Raw genomic sequence first — 16,864 nt, forward strand, 5'->3', positions numbered from 1 at the left:
TCCGGCCCCATCCGCACCTTCGTCCTGATCCACGACGGCTTCTTCTCAATAGGCGTCTCGCTGTTGCGGACCTCAAGCCGCAGCAACTTCCGCCCTTCAGGCGCAGCAGTCACGTCCACCACACTACGCCCGGGGTGCCGGGCGAATCGCCTACTGCGGGTCGGGCGTGACGTTCGTCAAGCGAGCCGTCAAGTCCCACAATGCGGTCGCCGTCGCGAGGTCGCGGGCGGCGGCGAGCGGGCGCACCTTCGTGGGCCAGCCCCGGGCGCCGAACAGCTGGTCGGGGCCGAAGTAGTCACCGCCTTCGACGTCCGGCTGCGTGGCCGCGTACAGCTGCGGAAGGGTGCCCCGGTCGGCCTGCTGGGCGAGCAGCGCCTCGCCGAGGCGGCTGAACCCCATGATCGTGCCGCGTACCACCGGGTTGCGGTAGGAGCGCGCCATGGCGTCGCCGAGACCGGTCGCGGTGTAGCCGGGGTGCGCGGCGACGCTGATCACCGAGGAACCGGCCGCGCGCAGCCGGCGGTCCAGCTCCAGCGCGAACACCTGGTTCGCGAGCTTCGACTGCCCGTAGGCGGCCGCCGCGTTGTACGAGTGCTCCCGGAAGTTGAGGTCGTCCAGGCGGATGCGCGCCCCGGTGGCCGCGAGGCTCGACAGCGTGACCACGCGGGCACCGCTGCCTCCGCGCAGGGCCGGCATCAGCAGCCACGTGAGCGCGGCGTGGCCGAGGTGGTTGGTGCCGAACTGCAGCTCGAAGCCGTCGGTGGTCTTGCCCTTCGCGGTGGCCATCACGCCGGCGTTGTTCACGAGCACGTCGAGCGCGTCGCCGGTCAGCTCGCGCACCGACGTCGCCGCCTTGCGCACCGACGCGAGATCGGCCAGATCCAGCGGCACGAGCTCGGGCGCGGCACCGGCGGCCACGGCGCGGACGCGTTCGAGGGCGGCGGCACCGCGCTCGGCCGAGCGGCACGCGAGCAGCACCCGCGCACCGTGGCCGGCGAGGACTTCCGCCGTGCGCAGGCCGAGCCCCGAGTTGGCACCGGTGATCAGGACGGTCCGGCCGGTCTGGTCGGCCAGCTCGGCCTCGGTCCAGCGTGGGGTCATGGGGTTCACCTAACTATACGTCGCCAACTACGCGGTCACGCGCTGGGTGCGAGCAGGCGCATCAGGTGTCCCATGGGGCTGCGCCGTCGCATCGGGCGGGCCGCGCGGTCCGAGCGGTCGCCGCCGGTGCGCAGCAGCGACTCGAAGGCGTAGCCGACGCGGGTGATCTCCTCTGTTGGCTCACCGGGCGCGGCCAGTCCCGCCGTGAGCGCCAGCATCCGCAGTTCGCCCTCGTGCAGGTCGACCAGCGAGGGGTGGCGGGTCAGTGCGCCGTCGAGCACCGCGCGCAGCGTCTCGTGCTCGGACTGCGCGCGCCGCCACGCGCGGGAAACGGTGTCGACCTGGTCGCCGACGCCGTCGGCCGCGGCGTCCTCCGGGTCGGCCAGCTCGGCGCGCAGGTGCCCCCCGAGCACCTGCGTCCACTTGTACTGCAGCGCCAGCAGCAGGTTCTCTTCACAGCCGAAAACGTCGGTGGCGCCGGGGATCTCGGCGAGTGCGAGCGGCTCACCGGGGGTGCGCTGCGCGTGGCGCACGGCCGCCTCGAGGATCTCCCGGCGTCGGTAGAAGTCAGTCCAGCTCATCGTGTGGGCTCCCCTTCCGTGACCCGGGTCGTACCGCGGGTTTGCGGCATACTCCCGGTACGGACCTGCCGCGGTGAACATACCATGGGTATGGAGATCGCCGTCCGGCGTAAGGTTGTGAGGGTGCCGACAATGAGGTCCAGACGACTCGACTACTCGGAGTCCACACGATCCGCACTGGTCGACAGCGCCGTCGAACTGTTCACGAAACGCGGTTACGCGGGTACCTCACTCGACGAGGTGGCCAAACGCGCCCGCGTGACGAAGGGCGCGCTGTACCACCACTTCAGCGGCAAACAGGCCCTGTTCGAAGCCGCGTTCGACTCCGTGGAAAGCCTGGTTTACGACCGGCTCGAGAAGATCATGACGGGCCCCGGCACGCCGTGGGAACGGGCGATGGGCGCGCTCAACGCGTTCATCAAGAGCTGCCTCGACCCGGCCTACCAGCGCATCGCGATCCACGAGGCGCCGGTGGTGATGGGCTGGGAACGCTGGCGCGAGGCCGAGGAGCAGTGCAGCTTCGGCCTCGTACGCGCGGGCCTGCAGTCGCTCGTGGACGCCGGCGAGGTCGAGCCCGTGCCGGTCGACATCACGGCCCGGCTCCTGTTCGGCGCGCTGTCCAGTGCGGCCACGGAGATCGCGAGCGCGGCCGACCCGAAGAAGATCGGTGAGCAGATCGAGGACGTGATCGTGCGGATGCTGCTGCGCCTGCGTCAACCCGGCGAGGCGGGGGAGCGACCGGCCGCGAGCTGATCGGAGGCTTGAACAGCGCCGTGGCTACGCTGGCGCGATGGACTTGAGGATCTTCACGGAGCCCCAGCAGGGCGCCACGTACGACGACCTCCTGCGCGTCGCCAAGGCGACCGAGGCCGCCGGTTTCGATGCGTTCTTCCGCAGCGACCACTACCTGAAGATGGGCGACGGCGACGGCTTGCCCGGGCCCACCGACGCGTGGATCACCCTGGCCGGGCTCGCCCGCGAGACCGAGCGGATCCGGCTCGGCACGCTCGTCACCGCGGCCACGTTCCGCCACCCCGGCCCGCTTGCGATCTCCGTGGCGCAGGTCGACCAGATGTCGGGCGGGCGCGTGGAGTTCGGTCTCGGCGCGGGCTGGTTCGACGCCGAGCACACCGCTTACGCCCTCACGTTGCCGCCGCTTAAGGAGCGCTTCGACCGCTACGCGGAGCAGCTGGAGATCATCACCGGTCTGTGGAAGACGCCGGTGGGCGAGAAGTTCTCCTTCTCCGGTGAGCACTACACCGTCGCCGATTCGCCCGCGCTGCCGAAGCCGGCGCAGTCGCCCGCGCCGCCCGTGATCATCGGCGGCGGGGGCAAGAAGCGCACGCCCGAGCTGGCCGCGCGCTTCGCCGACGAGTTCAACCTGCCGTTCGCGAGCCCGGAAGCCGCGCTGGCGCAGTTCGAGCGCGTCGCCGCCGCGGCCGAGGCCGTGGGCCGCGACCCGAAGGAGATCCTGCGTTCGGTGGCGCTCACCGTCGCGATCGGCCGCGACGACGCCGAAGTGGCGCGCCGGGCCGGGGCCATCGGCCGTGACCTGGGTGAGCTGCGCGAGTCCGGCCTGGCCGGCACCGCGGCGGAGGTCGTCGACCGCATCGGGCAGTGGCGCGAGAAGACGGGCATCACGCGGCTCTACCTGCAGGTGCTCGACCTGCAGGACCTGGACCACCTCGAGTTCATCGCCTCGGACGTGGCACCGCAGCTGTGACTCACTCGCCGTCGGCGGCGCTCGTTCAAGCGAGCGCCGCCGACGGCGAGTTCTCAGTTCTGCAGGGCGAAGGTGACGCCCGGCGCCGAAGGCGCTTCCGGGCGCGGCAGCCAGCGGTCGTCACGCACGACCAGCTCGCCTTCGAGCGCGGCCAGCACGGCGTCGCGCGCCATGGGCAGCACCTCGGCCACGGTGACGTCGCGCTCCAGCTCGTAGGAGAGCGAGGTGACGCCGGCGTCGCGGATGCCGCACGGCACGATCGAGTCGAACGCGCCGAGGTCGGCGTTGCAGTTCAGCTCGAAGCCGTGCATGGTCACACCGCGCTGCACACGGATACCGATGGCGGCGATCTTGCGCTCGATCCCGCGGTCGTCGGCCGGGATCCACACGCCGCTGCGGCCCTCGACCCGGCCGGTGCGCACGCCGAGCTGCTCGCACACCACGATCAGCGCCTCCTCGAGGCGGCGCACGTAGTGCATGACATCGATCGGGTCGGCGAGCTGCAGGATCGGGTAGCCGACGAGCTGCCCGGGCCCGTGCCACGTGATCTTGCCGCCGCGGTCCACGTCGATCACCGGCGTGCCGTCGGCCGGCCGGTCCTCGGGCTCCGTGCGCTTGCCCGCGGTGTAGACCGACGGGTGCTCCAGCAGCAGCAGGGTGTCCGGCCCGGTCTCGTCGGCGCGCGCGGTGAGGATCTCCCGCTGCAGGTCCCAGGCCTCGGTGTAGTCGATCGTGCCGAGCTCCCGGACTACGACGGGTTCGGTGGCGGCACGGCAGGAATCGGTCGAAGAACTCACTCGTCGAGGCTACGCCCGTCTGGCGCGCGAAAGGGCACGAGCCGCAGTGCCGTCGCCGACACCAGGCCCATGCCCAGCACCGCGAGCGCGGAGCCGACGGTGTCCGTGACCCAATGCACACCGAGCACGACCCGGCAGGCCGCCGCCACGACGGTCGCGGCCACCGCGAGCCCCACCGCCCAGCGGACGAACCGCGGCGCGAGCCAGCCGCACACCAGCACCACGACCAGGCCGGTCGAGGCCACTGCGACCACGTGGCCGCTGGGGTAGCTCAGATCCGGGTACTCGCGCGGACGCTGGCGCAGGAACACGGGTTTGAACGCGAGGCTCGTCAGCCGGCACAGCACCAGCACCACGGCCAGCCGCACGCACAGCGACAGGTTCGCGCGGTCCCGCAGAACCAGCGCCAGCAGAGCCACTCCGAGAACCCACGGCAGCGCCGGCCCGAGGACGTTGGTGACGACGCCCGCGACCAGCCCGGCGGGCTGCGTGTCCTGGCCGCGCAACGCGTTCGCGACCTCTGTGTCGAGCTGCAGCGGCTGCCGGTCGACGAGCAGGCCCAGCGCGAGGAACGCGGCGAACAACACCACGCCCGTCACGACCCAGCGCACGCGCGGCACGGTCATGTCGCGGCGGCCAGCGCGCTCTCCAGAGTGCGGTGGCGGAACTCGTACCCCGTTTGCTCCAGCCGCCGCGGGACGGCGCGCTGCCCGTACAACGCCATTTCCTCGCCGGCTTGCCCGAGCGCGAGCTTCAGCGCGATCCCCGGAACCCACCACGGCGCGGGCCGGTGCAACGCGTGGCCGAGGGCTTTCGTGAACTCGGCGTTGGTTACGGGTGCAGGGCCGGCGAGGTTGACCGGGCCGGCCAGCCGTTCGTGCTCCAGCGCGTGGACGAGGGCACCGACTTCGTCGTCGAGCGAGATCCAGGGCATGAACTGACGGCCATCGCCGAGGCGGCCGCCGAGGGCGAAGCCGAACAGCGGCCGCAGCACGTCGAGCAGGCCGCCGGTGCGCGCGAGCACGAGGCCGGTGCGCACGAGCACCACGCGGGCGCCGGCCGTTTTCGCGGCCGCAGTCGCGCCTTCCCACGCCGTGCAGAGCTCCGCCAGAAACCCCGTGCCCGCGCCGGCGGTTTCGTCGACCACGTGCGAACCCGTGTTGCCGTAGAAGCCGACGGCCGAGGCGTTCACCAGCACCTTCACCCCGTGTGCGGCCACGGCTTCGGCGAGCACCTCCGTGGGCTCGACGCGGCTGTCGAGCAGCACCTGCTTGCGCATCGCGCTCCAGCGGCCCGGCAGCAGGGGTGCGCCACAGAGGTTCACGACGGCGTCGACACCGTCGAACGCGCCTTCGTCGATCCGCGCCGACGGCGGATCCCAGCCGTGTTCGTCCGCCGCCTGCGCGGTGCGCCGCACGAGGCGGCGCACGTCGTGGCCGGCCGAGCGCAGCCGCGCCGCCAGTGCCGTGCCGATGAGCCCGCCGGACCCCGCGATGAGTACCCGCATGCCTCAGATCGTGTCCTATCCGAGCGTGTTCCGCACCCCCGGCCCCGTTGTCGGCGCCCGCGCGCGGGACTGTCCGTAATGGACAGGACGGGGATGACCGCGGCACCTCCGGTGTCCCGGGTCGGACCCCGGTTCCGCCACGGTGGACCGCGGTCGATCGTCTACATCGGACAGCCGAAGACGGCGAAGGCCCCACACTCCCTCAGGGAGCGCGGGGCCTTCGACAGACCGTTTACCGCGTCAGAGGCCGAGCTCGTCCTCGAACTTGCCCTCTTCCAGACGCTGCTTGATCGTCGTGAGGAAGCGGCCGGCGTCGGCGCCGTCGACCAGGCGGTGGTCGTAGGTCAGCGGCAGGAACACCATCGAGCGGACGGCGATCGTGTCGTTGCCCTCGGCGTCGGACACGACGACCGGGCGCTTCACGACAGCGCCGGTGCCGAGCATGCCGGACTGCGGCTGCACGATGATCGGCGTGTCGAACAGGGCGCCGTTGCTGCCGATGTTCGTGATGGTGAAGGTGCCGCCGGTCAGCTCGTCCGGCTTGATGTGGTTGGCCCGGGCCCGCGCCGCCAGGTCGGCGATGCGGTGCGCGAGACCGGCCAGGCTCAGCTCACCGGCGTCGTGGATCACGACCGACAGCAGGCCGCGCTCGGTGTCCACCGCGATGCCCAGGTGCACGGCGCCGTGGTAGGTGATCTCCTTCGTGTCCTCGTTGTAGGACGCGTTGACGTTCGGGTGCTGCTTGAGCGCCTCGACGGTGGCCTTCGCGAAGAACGGCAGGAACGTGAGGTTCACACCCTCGCGCTCGCGGAACGCCGCCTTCGCGCGCTGGCGCAGCTTGGCGATCTTCGTCACGTCCACCTCGTGCACCTGCGTGAGCTGCGCGGAAACCTGCAGCGACTCGCGGGTCTTGGTGGCCGTGATCTGCCGGATCCGGCTGGCCTTCTGCACCGTGCCGCGCAGGGCGGCGATGTCCGGCGAGACGGCGGCCGGAGCCGACGGGGCAGCCGCGGCGGGAGCCGGGGCCTGCGCGGCAGGGGCCGGCGCAGCAGCCGCGGGCGCCGGGGCGGCCGCCTTCTGCTTGGCCTCGGCCGCCGCGAGTACGTCCTGCTTGCGGATGCGGCCGCCCACACCGCTGCCGGTCAGGGTCGACAGGTCGATGTCGTGCTCGGACGCGAGCTTGCGCACCAGCGGCGTGACGTACGGGCCGTCGGCCGAACCGTTGTCCTCGGCCCTGGCGGCCGGGGCAGCGGCGGCAGGCGCCGGAGCAGGAGCAGCGGCAGGCGCCGGAGCAGCGGCGGGAGCGGCAGGCGCCGGCTTGCTCTCCTGGACCGGGGCGGGAGCCGGGGCAGCCGGAGCGGCCTGAGCCGCCGGGGCCGGAGCGGAAGGCGCCGGGGCGGCGGCCGGAGCCGCACCCGCGTCCCCGATCACCGCGAGGACCCCGCCGACCTCGACGGTCTCGTCCTCACCGGCGCGGATCTCGAGCACCGTGCCGGCGACCGGCGACGGCACCTCGGTGTCGACCTTGTCCGTGGAGATCTCGAGCAGCGGCTCGTCGACCTCGACCGAGTCGCCGACCTGCTTCAGCCAGCGGGTCACGGTGCCCTCGGTGACGCTCTCGCCCAGCTCGGGCAGCTTCACCTCGGTGCCCTGACCACCGGCCGCCGGCGCGGTGTCCGGACGCGACGGGGCCTCGGCCTGAGGAGCCTGCGCGGCGGGCGCCGGCGTCGGCTCGGGCTCGGGCTCGGGCGCCGCCTGCGGCTCCGGAGCGGCTTCCTGCGCGGGTGCGGCCGGCTCGGCAGCGGCGGGGACGCCGCCGGTGCCGTCGTCGATCACCGCAAGCTCGCCGCCGACCTCGACGGTCTCGTCCTCACCGGCGCTGATCTTCACCAGCGTGCCGGCCACGGGGGACGGGACCTCGGTGTCGACCTTGTCGGTGGAGATCTCGAGCAACGGCTCGTCGACCTCGACGGTGTCGCCTTCCTGCTTCAACCACCGGGTGACGGTGCCTTCAGTGACGCTCTCACCGAGCTCCGGCAACGTGACGGAGTAGGCCATCGTTCGCTGACTCCCTTGATCTGTAAGACGTAGGTTTGGATTGTGCTGGTGAGACGTCAGCTGTGCACGTGCAGCGGCTTGCCCGCGAGGGCGAGGAACGCTTCACCGAGGGCCTCGGTCTGGGTGGGGTGCGCGTGGATGAGGGGGGCGACGTCCTCCGGGAACGCCTCCCAGTTGTAGACCAGCTGCGCTTCGCCGATCAGCTCGCCGACGCGGTCGCCCACCATGTGCACGCCGACGACCGGGCCGTCGGGCGCCTTGACCAGCTTCACGCCACCGGAGGTCTTGAGGATCTGGCTCTTGCCGTTGCCGCCGAGGTCGTAGGTGTAGGTGGTGACGTCGTTGCCGTACTTCTCCTTGGCCTGCGACTCGGTGAGCCCGACCGAGGCGACCTCGGGGTGCGAGTAGGTGACGCGCGGGATGCCCTTCTCGTCGATCTCGCGCGGGGCGAGCCCTGCGATCTCCTCGGCGACGAAGATGCCCTGCTGGAAGCCACGGTGGGCCAGCTGCAGGCCCGGCACGATGTCGCCGACGGCGTAGACGTTCGGCAGGTTCGTGCGCAGGCGGTCGTCGGTGAGGACGAAGCCGCGGTCGATCTTGACGCCGGCCTCCTCGTAGCCGTGGCCCGCGGAGTTCGGGCCGCGGCCGACGGCGACCAGCAGCAGGTCGGCCTCGATGGTCTCGCCGGACTCCAGCGACACGCTCACGCCGTTGTCGTCCTGCTTCGCGCCGGTGAACCGCACGCCCGTCTTGAAGGCGATCTTGCGGCGGCGGAACGCGCGCTCGAGCTGCTTGGACGCGAACTCGTCCTCGGCGGGCACCAGGCGCGGCAGGGCCTCGACCACGGTGACGTCGACGCCGAAGGAGGCCCAGACGCTCGCGAACTCCACGCCGATCACGCCGCCGCCGAGCACCACGACCTTCTTCGGCACCCAGTCGAGTGCGAGCGCCTGCTCGCTGGCGATGATCCGGCCGCCGAGCTCCAGGCCGGGCAGGGTACGCGAGTACGAACCGGTGGCGAGGATGACGTTCTTGCCCGTGTAGCGGGTGCCGTCGACCTCGACGGTCGTGCCGCCGACGAACGTGCCGGTGCCCTCGACGAGGTTCACCTTGTGCGCCTTGGCCAGGCCCTGCAGGCCCTTGTACAGGCGGGAGACGATCCCGTCCTTGTACTTGTTGACCCCGGCGATGTCGATGCCTTCGAACACGGCCCTGACCCCGACCGATTCGGCCTCGCGAGTCTCGTCGGCGACTTCGGCTGCGTGCAGCAGGGCCTTGGTCGGGATGCACCCGCGGTGCAGGCAGGTCCCGCCCAGCTTGTCCTTCTCGATCAGCGTGACGGAAAGGCCCAGCTCGGCCGCGCGGAAAGCCGCGGCGTAGCCGCCCGATCCGCCTCCCAGGATCACAAGGTCGGCGGAGGTGTCGCTCACTTCAATAACTCCTCGGCAGCGGTGTAGGGGTGAAGCTCGGTCGTCGCGCAGCCCCGGTATAACCGCGCGCGCGACACCAGCCATCTTGTCACTACGCCGATCCGGCCGACCAACCCGGCCGTGCGACACCGACCACACCTGATCGTGGGAATAATGGAGTTCGTACTCCTGCAGGAAGAGAGGTGGTCGGAGTGGGGATCTTCGACTCGCTGCGTCGGCGCGGCCGAGGCGGCAGACGTCAGGGAACGATGCGCAAGGCCACCTCCGAGGACACCCGTCACCTGGAGGAATGGGCCGCATCGCGGCGTGGCGTCGAGGCGTATGTCGAGCCCCGCACCACCGTGACGGAAGCCACTGTGGTCCTCATCGCCCACGACGGCGAATGGACCCGCCGGCGCATCGGCAGCCTCCAGGCGGCGCTGCACTTCGGCGAGAAGCGGTCGATTCCCGTGTACGAAGTGTCGCGGGTCGGTTATCCCAAGCGCATGCGGGAGTACACGGAGCGGAAGAAGCGCGGTCAGGTCTAGGGGTTCCTCCGGCTAGGCGCTCGCCTCCAGCAGGCTGAGGTGGTGCTCCAGCAGCGCGCGGAACGACGGGTGCGCGGTGCTGCCGAACGCGAGGTCGACCTGCACGGCGTGGCCGGTCGCGGTCAGCAGCACGAGCGCGGGATCGGAGACGATGACCACACCGTTGTCGGCGCGGAGTTCCTGCGCGGGCAGCAGGCGCGGGAAGGTGACGTCGTCGGGCAGGCCGTTGGCCGTGCGGAGGAACTCACGGTAGTCGGCGGGGAGTGTCGTGCCGAGCTGGAGTAGGGCCTCTTCGACGTCTTGTTCGGACGCGGGTGGCGGCGCGGTCTGGCCACGTTCGCGCATGATCGCGCCGACGAGCTCCGGCCAGCTGTCCGGATGCGTCGGGTAGCGCTCACGCAACGCGGCGATCAGCGCGCCGGCGCACTGGTCGGGCCAGTCCGGGCCGAGCGCCATCGGATCGGCGCCGGCGACGAGCCGTGGGGCCAGCGCGCGCGTCGCGGCCAGGGCGGCGACGTCCGGGGCCGGGTGGTTTCCGGTGAGCTTCGCCCACTGGTCGAGGTCGCCTTCGGCGAGCGCGGCGCGGACGCGATCGGGTCGCCCGGGCGTCAGCGCCGACACCACCCCGGCGATCGGTGAGCCGTCGAACACTCCGTCCAGATCGGACACTTTCCGCGTCAGAAATGCTCGGTGCGCCAGCTCTTCCGCGTCGAGGTCGAGCGGAACCAGCTCGTCCGCCCACTGTGGACGGCCGCCGCGCGCCTCGAACAGCATCGCCCACGCGCGCGCCCGCACGGCGTCGTCGGCGAGGCGCGTCGCGGGCCGCTCCGTCACCGCGCGCCAGTGCGCGACGAGCCGATCCGCGGCCGTCCCCGCACCCGCTGCGGCGAGCACGAGCGCGGCGTGCCCGACGCGCCGGTCGAGCGCCGCCTCGTCCCCGGTGAGCACGTCCCGGACCGCGGCTTCGAGGTAGGCATCGGCGTCCATGCCGCGAGCGTCTCACACGAACGCCGAAGGCCCCTGCCGAAACGTGTGGCAGGGGCCTTCGTAAGCCGAGCGGAACCGTCAGCCGCGGTCGGCGCCGGCGTGGCCTGGGCTCGCGCTGATGACCAAGCCGCCAGTGTGAACCTGCCTGGTCGTGGGTGGGGCCGCCGAGGGCCGGTGCGATCGCTCACTGGTCCAGGCCGTGGGGCCGAACTCGAACGCCGAAGGCCCCTGCCGAAACGTGTGGCAGGGGCCTTCGTAAGCCGAGCGGAACCGTCAGCCGCGGTCGGCGATGTCGGCCAGGACGGCGGCGATGGTGCGGACGGGGACGCCCGTGCCGCCCTTGCCGGTGTAGCCCCAGGGGCCGCCGGTGTTGAAGGCGGGGCCCGCGACGTCGATGTGGGCCCACGGCAGGCCCTCGGCGACGAACTCCTTGAGGAACAGGCCGGCGGCGAGCATGCCGCCCCAGCGGTGGCCGGTGACGTTGGCCAGGTCGGCCAGGCGGGAGTCGAGGTCGGCGCGCAGCTCCTCGGGCAGCGGCATGGCCCAGCCGCCCTCGCCGGTGGCCTGCATGATGCCCGCGACGCGGTCGCGGAACTCGTCGGAGCCCATCACGCCGGCGGTGCGGTTGCCGAGCGCCACGACCTGGGCGCCGGTGAGGGTGGCGGTCTCGATGAGGTAGTCGGGGTTCTCCTCGGCGGCGCGCACCATCGCGTCGGCCAGGACCAGGCGGCCCTCGGCGTCGGTGTTGAGGACCTCGACGGTCTTGCCGCCGTACATGGTCAGCACGTCGCCCGGGCGGTAGGAGCTGCCCGAGGGCAGGTTCTCCGCCAGCGGGATGTGCGCGGTGACCTCGAGCGGGTACTTCAGCTTCGCGGCCAGCACGACCGAGGCCAGCACGGCGGCGGCACCCGACATGTCCGAGGTCATGTGGTCCATGCCCGCGGCCGGCTTGATCGAGATGCCGCCCGAGTCGAACGTGATGCCCTTGCCGACCAGCGCCACGCGCTTGCTCGCCTTGGCCGGCTTCCAGCCCACGCGCAGCAGGCGCGGCGGACGCGCGGAACCGCCGCCGACACCCAGGATGCCGCCGAAGCCCTTGCGCTTGAGCTGCTTCTCGTCGAGCACCTCGAAGTCGAGGCCGTTGTCCTCGGCGAGCTTCTTCGCGCGGTCGGCGAACGAGGCCGGGAACAGGTCGTTGGGCGGGGTGTTGATCAGGTCGCGGGTGATGATCACCGACTCCGCGATCGCGGTGGCGGCCTTCAGCGTCGCCTTGTGCTCGCGCGCGGTGCCGCCCTCCGGGTTGACGAAGTCGGCCTTGGCCAGCGGTGCGTCGCCCTTCGAGGAGCGGTACTCGGTGAAGGTGTACGCGCCGAGCGCGGTGCCCTCCACGGCGGCCTGCAGATCGAGCGCCGAGAGCGTGACGAACGCGCGTTCCGTGCCGGCCAGCGCCCGCGCCGCGGCACCGGCGGCGCGGCGGACCTGCTCGGCCGTCACGGCACCGTCGGCCGCCTTGCCCAGGCCCACGGCCAGCACAACGCCGGCGGCGAGCTTGCCCAGCGTCGGCACCTTCACGACCTGCTCGGCCTTGCCGGTGGCGCCGAGCGTGGCGAGCACCTCGGCGAGCTTGCCGTCGAACGCGGCGTCGGCGACCGCGGCGCCCGCGGCGAGCACCGGGCCGTCCTCGCCCTGGAGAGTGCCGATCACGACCACGTCGGCGCGGGTTTTGGCGAGCGCCGCCTCGGTGTTCTCGGTGAGGGCAAGCTTCGGCACGGTCACTTCTGGCTCCTCGCGCTGTCGCGGTGGTACCGGGCGACGTGCCCGGACGGATCGTGAGCCATGCTAATGACAAGCGCGGCCGGACGTCGGGAGGGGACCATCGTGCGACTCGGGGGCGGGCTCCTCGTGGTGCTGGCGGTGGGGGCCGCCGGGGCCGGCTACTGGGTGCTGGCGGGAGTCGTTCTCGCGGCGATCGCCGCCGGTGTCACGGCCCGGCTTCCCGCCCTCGGCGACACACAGGCCGAGCGCTGGACCGGAGGGATCACGCGGCTGGCGCTGGTGGCCGTGCAGGCGATCGTCTTCGGCGCGTACGTCGTTCCGGCGCAACCCGCGTACGCGGCGGCCGGGCTCGTGGTCGTGGTCGCCGTGGCCGATTTCACCGGCCTGCGGTTGCCCGCCGCCGTGGTCCGCTGGCTCACGATCGTCCTGATCGCCGCCGCGGTGGTGCTGATCGTGCTGTGCGCCGTGGTGGCTCCGGTCGTGACGACCTCGCCGATCGCCGCGCCGGACGTCGCCGGTGTCATCGTGGCGGCAGTGGTCACGCTGCCGTTCCTGCTGCCGGTCGCCTCGGACCGCGGCACCCCTCGCGCGCTGACGCTCGGCGGGCTCGCGGTGCTGGTCACGATCGTCGCGCTCGTGCAGCTCGGGCCGGACCGGCTCGGGCTCTCGGCCACGTCGATCCGCGACCTCCTCTACGCCGCCGACGCGGGCCAGCTGCAGCCACTGCTGACCGTGGTCGTCGTGCTCGCGACGGTCCCCGCTGCGCTCACCACATACACCGACGCGCGCGAGCGGTACGCGCCGGACCAGGGTTGGCTCGCCGCCGCGGGAGCCGTGGTCACGCTCGCCGCGGCGTTGTTCGCGACGCCGTACGCCGTGCTGGTCGTGGCCGGGCTCGGCACCGTGCTGGAACTGGTGCTGCGCGCCCGCCGCTACCGTGACGCCCATGCCCGAGAGTGATCACCTTTGGGAGCCGGGGGAGACCGTCGTCGAGCGGTTCCTGCGACCCGACGGCAGCATCGGCCAGCACCACCCGCTGCGCGTGGTCTCCGACGACGGGCAGGTGCTGTTCGGCTGGCTCCCGGTAGGCACGCCGATCGTCGGCAGCCGGCTCGAGGACGGCCGCACGATGCGCGAAGCCCCGCTGCAAGAGCGCTTCCGCGTGCCGCGCGTGCCGGTGCCCGACACGTGGCGCGGCACCTCGACGCTGCGGATGATCCCCGAGGGCCGGTGGTCTTCGGTGTGGTGGTTCTTCGAGCCGGACGGCACGTTCCGCGACTGGTACGTGAACCTCGAGATCCCGCTCGGGCGCACCGCGAGCGGGCCGGACCGCGTCGACGGCGTGCTCGACGTGGTGGTGACGCCGGGTGCCGGTTGGCGCTGGGACGACGAGGACGAAGCCGAGGAAGCGCTCGCCGTCGGCCGGCTCACGGCCGAGCAGCTCGACCGGCTGCGAGCGGAGGGCGAGCGGATCGGGGCGCTGGCCGACGCCGGCGCGTTCCCGTTCGACGGCACGCACACGGACTTCCGGCCGGACCCGTCGTGGCCCGCGCCGGCACTGCCGGCCGCGCTGCTGTGACTGCTGTGACGCTGGGAGCTGAGCCTCTCGAATCAGGGCTCAGGTCGCGGTGAGGAGCAGGATCGCGGCGAGCACGACGTTCACCACCAGCAGGATGATCACCGACCGCGTGGGCAGGTCGGGCGCGAACACCGTGCCGTGCAGGCTGCGCCACCAGTAGATGCCGAAGCCGGCCGCCACGATGCCGAGGAACGCGCCGAAGCCGCTACCCAGCAGTGCCCAGCCGACCATGGCGAGCAGGCCGGCGCCGAAGGTCAGCAGGACCGCGGTGGCGAAGGTCTTCACGTCGGAGCCCCCGCCCGCCTTGGCGGCCCGGCCCGGCTGCGAGGTCGCTGGGAATGTCACCCTGCCATCGTAGGGCCATCCGCCGCTCACGCACCGGCCACGCGGGTACGCGGCGTGTGAAACAGGTGGTCTTCCGACTAACGCGCATCCGACCAAGCGCTAAAGTTGGGCCATGACGACAGCGACGCACTTCTCCCGAGTCCCGCACCCGAACCCCGCGACTCCCGAGCGCGTCGCCGAGGTACTCGACAAGCCCGGGTTCGGTCTGTACTTCACCGACCACATGGTCACGGTGCGCTGGAGCGAGGAACTCGGCTGGCACGACGCCAAGGTCGGGCCGTACGAACCGTTCTCGCTCGACCCGGCCACGTCGGTGCTGCACTACGGCCAGGCGATCTTCGAAGGCCTCAAGGCCTACCGCCAGGCCGACGGCACGGTGGCCGCGTTCCGGCCGGACGCCAACGCCGAGCGCTTCCAGGCCTCGGCCGAGCGTCTGGCGATGCCGCAGCTGCCTTCTGCGATCTTCCTCGAGTCGCTGCGCGAGCTCATCGCGGTGGACGAGCGCTGGGTGCCCACCCGCAAGGGTGACTCCTTGTACCTGCGGCCGTTCATGATCTCCACCTCGACCGGCCTCGGCGTGAACAAGCCGGCCAGTGAGTACCTGTACACGCTCATCGCCTCGCCCGCCGGCTCGTACTTCGCCGGTGGCGTGAAGCCGGTCAACGTGTGGCTGTCCACGGAGTACGTCCGGGCGGCACCCGGTGGCACTGGCGCCGCGAAGTGCGCGGGCAACTACGCGGCGTCGTTCGTGGCGCAGGCGCAGGCCGTGGAGCAGGGCTGCGACCAGGTCGTGTGGCTCGACGCCGTGGAGCGCCGCTGGGTTGAGGAGATGGGCGGGATGAACCTGTTCTTCGTCTTCGGCTCGGGTTCCGACGCCCGCGTGGTCACGCCGGAGCTGTCCGGCTCGCTGCTGCCGGGCATCACCCGCAAGTCGCTGCTGCAGCTGGCCGAGACCGCGGGGTACCGCGTCGAGGAGCGCCGGATCTCCACCGACGAGTGGGAAAAGGCCACCGCTTCCGGTGAGCTGACCGAGGTCTTCGCCTGCGGTACCGCGGCCGTGATCACGCCCGTCGGTCATGTGAAGCACGCCGGCGGCGAGTTCACGATCGGCGACGGGCAGCCGGGTCCGATCACCATGAAGCTGCGCGAGGAACTGGTCGGCATGCAGGAAGGCGACCTGGCCTTCCCCGACGGCTGGATGCGTCCGCTGAACTGATCCACTGTGGACACGAGAAGGGTCGCCCGGGTTCGTCCGGGCGGCCCTTCTCGTGGGCTGACTTCTTGGCCGGCTTCAGGAAGCCGGCACCGGCGTGAGCGGGCCGGACACGCCGGACTGCTCGTGCGTGGTCATCTCCGCGAGCACTCGCGCGGCCATCATCAGCAGCGGCAGCGCGGTGACGGCGCCGGTGCCCTCGCCGAGGCGGACATCGAGGTCGAGCAGCCCGCCGAGGTCGAGGTGTTCCAGCGCGAGAGCGTGGGCGGGCTCGCCGGTGAGCTGGCCGGACATCCACCAGCGGCGCGCACCGGGCGCGAGTTCCTCAGCGACCATCGCCGCCGCGCAGACGACGAGACCGTCGAGGACCACGGGCGTGCGGCGCACGGCCGCCTGGGCCAGGAAGCCCGCCATGGCGGCGATGTCGGCGCCGCTGGAGGTGCGCAGCAGGGCGAGCGGGTCGGCGAGGACCACGCGGGCGCGGCGCAGCGCGTCGCGCACGGCGGTGGCCTTGCGCATCCACGCGTTGTCGTCGATGCCCGAACCGCGCCCGACCACGGCCACGGGCTCGGTGCCGGTGAGCGCGGCGACCAGCACGGACGCCGGAGTGCTGTTGCCGATGCCCAGGTCACCCGCGATGAGGAGGTCGGCGCCGCCGTCCACCTCGGCGTCGGCGACCCTCATGCCGGCCAGTACGGCGGCGTGGGCCTCGGCGTCGGTCAGGGCGTCCTCGACGTCGATCGAGCCGGAGCCGCGGCGGACCTTGTACTCGCCGATGGAGCGCATGGCCGACTCTTCGGTGTCCACGGCCATGTCGACCACGCGCACGCTGGCGCCGGCCGCGGCGGCGAGCACGTTGATGGCCGCGCCGCCGGTCAGCATCGTGCCGACGAGCTGCGACGTCACCTCCGGCGGATAGGCGGACACGCCCTTCTGCGCGATGCCGTGGTCGCCGGCGAACACCACGACCCGGGGCCGCGTGAACGGCCGCGGCGGCGCCTGGCCCTGGCACGACGCGATCCACACGCCGAGCTCCTCGAGCCGCCCCAGGGATCCCGCGGGCTTCACGAGCTTGCCGTGCAGGGCGATCGCCGCCGACCGGGCCTGGTCGCTGGGTGGTTCGATCTCGCCGAACTCGATGCTGGTGTCCGCGTCCACGCCAGGCCTTTCTCTCGCGGGAGTCCTCACGGATCAACCTACCGGCCGCTCGAGAAAAACCTTCCGCGACCGTGTCGAACGG

General features: G+C 72.0%; 17 protein-coding genes and 1 pseudogene. 6 read left to right on the forward strand and 12 right to left on the reverse strand.

The window, feature by feature from the left end; all coding sequences use genetic code 11:
• The 3 genes and pseudogenes from AB0F91_RS40735 to AB0F91_RS40745 form a co-directional block, all read right to left on the reverse strand.
• Positions 1 to 113: pseudogene (locus AB0F91_RS40735) on the reverse strand (lipoyl synthase); the annotation flags it as partial.
• A 37-nt stretch (positions 114 to 150) separates the two neighbouring features.
• Complete coding sequence (locus AB0F91_RS40740; protein ID WP_360606775.1) at positions 151 to 1,101, reverse strand: oxidoreductase; 951 nt, start codon at positions 1,099 to 1,101, stop codon at positions 151 to 153.
• 35 nt (positions 1,102 to 1,136) lie between these two features.
• Positions 1,137 to 1,682 carry a hypothetical protein gene (locus AB0F91_RS40745; RefSeq protein WP_360606777.1) on the reverse strand — a complete coding sequence of 182 codons (546 nt, stop codon included), beginning with the start codon at positions 1,680 to 1,682 and terminating at the stop codon, positions 1,137 to 1,139.
• Positions 1,683 to 1,814: 132 nt separating this feature from the next.
• Between AB0F91_RS40745 and AB0F91_RS40750 the strand changes: the two genes are divergently transcribed.
• Together AB0F91_RS40750 and AB0F91_RS40755 are read left to right on the forward strand one after the other, a co-directional pair.
• The gene (locus AB0F91_RS40750) at positions 1,815 to 2,435 is read left to right on the forward strand and encodes a TetR/AcrR family transcriptional regulator (RefSeq protein WP_360606779.1); all 621 of its coding nucleotides are present in this window, start codon (positions 1,815 to 1,817) and stop codon (positions 2,433 to 2,435) included.
• Positions 2,436 to 2,472: 37 nt separating this feature from the next.
• Positions 2,473 to 3,405, forward strand: coding sequence for an LLM class F420-dependent oxidoreductase (locus tag AB0F91_RS40755; RefSeq protein WP_360606781.1), 933 nt, complete (start codon positions 2,473 to 2,475; stop codon positions 3,403 to 3,405).
• A gap of 53 nt (positions 3,406 to 3,458) precedes the next feature.
• Here AB0F91_RS40755 and lipB read toward each other — a convergent pair whose 3' ends face one another.
• The 5 genes from lipB to lpdA form a co-directional block, all read right to left on the reverse strand.
• On the reverse strand, positions 3,459 to 4,202 hold the full coding sequence (gene lipB, locus AB0F91_RS40760; RefSeq protein WP_360606783.1) for a lipoyl(octanoyl) transferase LipB: 744 nt from the start codon (positions 4,200 to 4,202) through the stop codon (positions 3,459 to 3,461).
• Positions 4,199 to 4,828 carry a phosphatase PAP2 family protein gene (locus AB0F91_RS40765; RefSeq protein ID WP_360606785.1) on the reverse strand — a complete coding sequence of 210 codons (630 nt, stop codon included), beginning with the start codon at positions 4,826 to 4,828 and terminating at the stop codon, positions 4,199 to 4,201. Before AB0F91_RS40765 ends, lipB begins: the two co-directional genes overlap by 4 nt.
• A complete protein-coding gene (locus tag AB0F91_RS40770; protein WP_360606787.1) occupies positions 4,825 to 5,709 on the reverse strand; it encodes a TIGR01777 family oxidoreductase in 885 nt (294 codons plus the stop codon). The genes AB0F91_RS40765 and AB0F91_RS40770 overlap by 4 nt, the downstream gene beginning before the upstream one ends.
• Positions 5,710 to 5,949: 240 nt before the next feature.
• Positions 5,950 to 7,767: a 2-oxoglutarate dehydrogenase, E2 component, dihydrolipoamide succinyltransferase gene (gene sucB, locus AB0F91_RS40775; RefSeq protein ID WP_360606789.1), complete on the reverse strand. Its 1,818-nt coding sequence runs from the start codon at positions 7,765 to 7,767 to the stop codon at positions 5,950 to 5,952.
• Positions 7,768 to 7,823: 56 nt separating this feature from the next.
• Entirely contained in the window at positions 7,824 to 9,197 is a 1,374-nt protein-coding gene (lpdA, locus tag AB0F91_RS40780) for a dihydrolipoyl dehydrogenase (protein WP_360606791.1), read from the reverse strand.
• 182 nt (positions 9,198 to 9,379) lie between these two features.
• Here lpdA and AB0F91_RS40785 point away from each other — a divergent pair, with 182 nt between their 5' ends.
• Positions 9,380 to 9,724 (forward strand): oxidoreductase, encoded by a 345-nt coding sequence (locus AB0F91_RS40785; protein WP_360606793.1) that lies wholly within the window; start codon positions 9,380 to 9,382, stop codon positions 9,722 to 9,724.
• 12 nt (positions 9,725 to 9,736) lie between these two features.
• On the opposite strand, the gene AB0F91_RS40790 is transcribed toward AB0F91_RS40785, so the two are convergent.
• The gene (locus tag AB0F91_RS40790) at positions 9,737 to 10,711 is read right to left on the reverse strand and encodes an SMI1/KNR4 family protein (protein WP_360606795.1); all 975 of its coding nucleotides are present in this window, start codon (positions 10,709 to 10,711) and stop codon (positions 9,737 to 9,739) included.
• A 273-nt stretch (positions 10,712 to 10,984) separates the two neighbouring features.
• Positions 10,985 to 12,487, reverse strand: a complete 1,503-nt coding sequence (locus AB0F91_RS40795) for a leucyl aminopeptidase (RefSeq protein ID WP_360606797.1) — start codon at positions 12,485 to 12,487, stop codon at positions 10,985 to 10,987.
• Positions 12,488 to 12,589: 102 nt separating this feature from the next.
• Between AB0F91_RS40795 and AB0F91_RS40800 the strand changes: the two genes are divergently transcribed.
• Both AB0F91_RS40800 and AB0F91_RS40805 read left to right on the forward strand, forming a co-directional pair.
• Positions 12,590 to 13,447 (forward strand): sulfatase, encoded by an 858-nt coding sequence (locus AB0F91_RS40800; RefSeq protein ID WP_360606799.1) that lies wholly within the window; start codon positions 12,590 to 12,592, stop codon positions 13,445 to 13,447.
• Entirely contained in the window at positions 13,434 to 14,066 is a 633-nt protein-coding gene (locus AB0F91_RS40805) for a DUF402 domain-containing protein (protein WP_360606801.1), read from the forward strand. Before AB0F91_RS40800 ends, AB0F91_RS40805 begins: the two co-directional genes overlap by 14 nt.
• Positions 14,067 to 14,105: 39 nt before the next feature.
• Here AB0F91_RS40805 and AB0F91_RS40810 read toward each other — a convergent pair whose 3' ends face one another.
• Positions 14,106 to 14,411, reverse strand: a complete 306-nt coding sequence (locus AB0F91_RS40810) for a hypothetical protein (protein ID WP_360606803.1) — start codon at positions 14,409 to 14,411, stop codon at positions 14,106 to 14,108.
• A gap of 112 nt (positions 14,412 to 14,523) precedes the next feature.
• Between AB0F91_RS40810 and AB0F91_RS40815 the strand changes: the two genes are divergently transcribed.
• The gene (locus AB0F91_RS40815; protein WP_360606805.1) at positions 14,524 to 15,627 is read left to right on the forward strand and encodes a branched-chain amino acid aminotransferase; all 1,104 of its coding nucleotides are present in this window, start codon (positions 14,524 to 14,526) and stop codon (positions 15,625 to 15,627) included.
• Between the two features lie 75 nt (positions 15,628 to 15,702).
• Here the strand turns inward: AB0F91_RS40815 and cobT are convergent, their stop codons facing one another.
• Complete coding sequence (cobT, locus tag AB0F91_RS40820; RefSeq protein ID WP_360606807.1) at positions 15,703 to 16,782, reverse strand: nicotinate-nucleotide--dimethylbenzimidazole phosphoribosyltransferase; 1,080 nt, start codon at positions 16,780 to 16,782, stop codon at positions 15,703 to 15,705.
• Positions 16,783 to 16,864: the final 82 nt, after the last annotated feature.

The sequence above is a fragment of the Amycolatopsis sp. NPDC023774 genome, from assembly GCF_040639695.1.
GTDB lineage: Bacteria > Actinomycetota > Actinomycetes > Mycobacteriales > Pseudonocardiaceae > Amycolatopsis.

Bases quoted from the DNA above. Each gene is read 5' to 3' on its own strand.
- AB0F91_RS40740 (WP_360606775.1), bottom strand. From the start codon at position 1,101: ATGACCCCACGCTGGACCGAGGCCGAGCTGGCCGACCAGACCGGCCGG.
- AB0F91_RS40745 (WP_360606777.1), bottom strand. From the start codon at position 1,682: ATGAGCTGGACTGACTTCTACCGACGCCGGGAGATCCTCGAGGCGGCC.
- AB0F91_RS40750 (WP_360606779.1), top strand. From the start codon at position 1,815: ATGAGGTCCAGACGACTCGACTACTCGGAGTCCACACGATCCGCACTG.
- AB0F91_RS40755 (WP_360606781.1), top strand. From the start codon at position 2,473: ATGGACTTGAGGATCTTCACGGAGCCCCAGCAGGGCGCCACGTACGAC.
- AB0F91_RS40765 (WP_360606785.1), bottom strand. From the start codon at position 4,828: ATGACCGTGCCGCGCGTGCGCTGGGTCGTGACGGGCGTGGTGTTGTTC.
- AB0F91_RS40770 (WP_360606787.1), bottom strand. From the start codon at position 5,709: ATGCGGGTACTCATCGCGGGGTCCGGCGGGCTCATCGGCACGGCACTG.
- sucB (WP_360606789.1), bottom strand. From the start codon at position 7,767: ATGGCCTACTCCGTCACGTTGCCGGAGCTCGGTGAGAGCGTCACTGAA.
- AB0F91_RS40790 (WP_360606795.1), bottom strand. From the start codon at position 10,711: ATGGACGCCGATGCCTACCTCGAAGCCGCGGTCCGGGACGTGCTCACC.
- AB0F91_RS40805 (WP_360606801.1), top strand. From the start codon at position 13,434: ATGCCCGAGAGTGATCACCTTTGGGAGCCGGGGGAGACCGTCGTCGAG.
- AB0F91_RS40815 (WP_360606805.1), top strand. From the start codon at position 14,524: ATGACGACAGCGACGCACTTCTCCCGAGTCCCGCACCCGAACCCCGCG.